This window comes from Micrococcus sp. HMSC31B01 (assembly GCF_001816085.1).
In the GTDB taxonomy this organism is placed as follows: Bacteria; Actinomycetota; Actinomycetes; order Actinomycetales; family Micrococcaceae; genus Micrococcus; species Micrococcus luteus.
Map to the genome: position 1 here is coordinate 1 of NZ_KV825246.1, position 1,740 is coordinate 1,740.

The 1,740-nt window shown below is 74.8% G+C and carries 2 protein-coding genes; one reads left to right on the forward strand and one right to left on the reverse strand.

The genetic code is table 11. From position 1 onward, the window contains the following. Window positions 1-87: 87 nt before the first annotated feature. On the forward strand, window positions 88-1,488 hold the full coding sequence (locus HMPREF3105_RS09000) for a zinc-dependent metalloprotease (RefSeq protein ID WP_036314356.1): 1,401 nt from the start codon (window positions 88-90) through the stop codon (window positions 1,486-1,488). Between the two features lie 64 nt (window positions 1,489-1,552). On the opposite strand, the gene HMPREF3105_RS09005 is transcribed toward HMPREF3105_RS09000, so the two are convergent. Then, a partial coding sequence (locus HMPREF3105_RS09005; protein ID WP_141762477.1) for a M48 metallopeptidase family protein occupies window positions 1,553-1,740 on the reverse strand: 188 nt, incomplete at its 5' end.

The following is a 1,740-nucleotide window of genomic DNA, read 5'->3' on the forward strand; positions in this document are numbered from 1 at the left end:
CGCGCGACGCCGTGCGCCATGGGCGAACCGCGCCGCCGCGACGTCGGGAGGGCGGGCGCGTCGCGCCGACGCGGATACGCTGGAGACATGAGCAACGACGCGCGCACGCCCGGATCCGACGACGGCCGCGACCCCCTGGAGGAGATGCTGCGGCAGCTCTTCGGCGGCCAGGGCCCCGACCCGGACGAAGTCCGACGCGCCATGGAGGGCCTGGGCGGCCCCGGCGGGGTGCCCTTCGACCCGTCCCAGCTGAATCCGGCCATGATGCAGCAGGCCATGGCCCAGTTCCAGGCGATGATGAGCTCCGGCTCCGGCTCGGACGGCCCCGTGAACTGGTCTCTGGCGAAGCAGGCCGCCCGCCAGGCCGTGGCCGGCGAGGACCCGGCCGTCGGCTCGTTCGCGCGACGCGAGGTGGACGAGGCGCTGCGGCTGGCCGAGCTGTGGCTCGACGGCGTCACGCAGACCGAGCCCGTCGGCAGCGTCGGCGTGGCCTGGTCCCGTGCCGAGTGGGTGGAGGCGACCATGGACCAGTGGCGCCGGCTCACCGAGCCCGTGGCCATCTCGATGTCCCGTGCGATGTCCGCGGCCATCGAGCAGCAGCTGCCGGGTCAGCTCCCCGAGGGCATGGACGCCTCCCTGCTCGGCGGGCTGCAGCCCATGCTGAAGAACATGGGCGGCACGATGTTCGGCCTGCAGCTCGGCGGCGCCGTGGGTGCCCTGGGCAAGGAGGTGCTCTCGGGCACGGACATCGGCCTGCCCGTCGCCGGCCACCGCCTCGCCCTCGTCCCCGTGAACATCGAGGAGTTCGGCGACGGGCTCTCGGTGCCGGACGACCAGATCCGCATCTACCTGGCCCTGCGCGAGGCCGCACGCATGCGCCTGTTCCTGCACTCGCCGTGGCTCGAGCGGGACCTGTACGCCGCCGTCGAGCAGTACGCCGCGGGCATCCGCCTGGACACCGAGGGCATCGAGCGGGCCGCGCAGTCGGTGGACCCGATGGACCCCGGTTCCCTGCAGGCTGTGTTCGACGGGGCGTCCTTCATCGCCGCCCCGGACGCCACCCAGCAGGCCGCGCTGGACCAGCTGGAGCTGCTCGTCGCACTCGTGGAGGGCTGGGTGGACGTGGTGGTCGCCGAGGCCGCGCGCCCGCTCGAGTCGGCGGCCGCCCTGCGCGAGACGATGAACCGCCGTCGCGCCTCGGGTGGCCCGGCCGAACAGGCCTTCGCCGCCCTCGTGGGCCTCGAGCTGCGCCCGCGCCGCCTGCGCGAGGCCGCCGCGTTCTGGGAGTACGTCACGGCCGAGCACGGCACGGAGTACCGCGAGGAGATCTGGCGCCATCCCGAGCGTCAGCCCACGGCGGAGGACCTCGAGGACCCCGCCGGGTACGCCGGGCGCCGCTCCGCCGCGGACGCCAGCACCGAGTCCCTCGACGACGAGCTGCGCAAGCTCCTCGAGGGCGGCTTCGGCGACGCGCCGCGCGAGGGCTGAGCCCCTCCCGGCACGACGACGGCGGGCGGTCCGGCACCTCGGGTGCGGGCCACCCGCCGTCGTGTCAGCCGGCGTCCTCGTCCTCCGCCCACCGGTCCGGCGCCGTGCGACCGCGGCCCTCGGCGAAGGTGACCCCCTCGAGGAAGGCCATCGCCTCGGCGTAGCGCGGATACCGGTCCACGAGGCGTCGGAAGGCCGGGCCGTGTCCGGACTCCAGCAGGTGGGCAAGCTCGTGGACGAGCACCGCCGCCA

Bases quoted from the DNA above. Each gene is read 5' to 3' on its own strand.
- HMPREF3105_RS09000 (WP_036314356.1), top strand. From the start codon at position 88: ATGAGCAACGACGCGCGCACGCCCGGATCCGACGACGGCCGCGACCCC.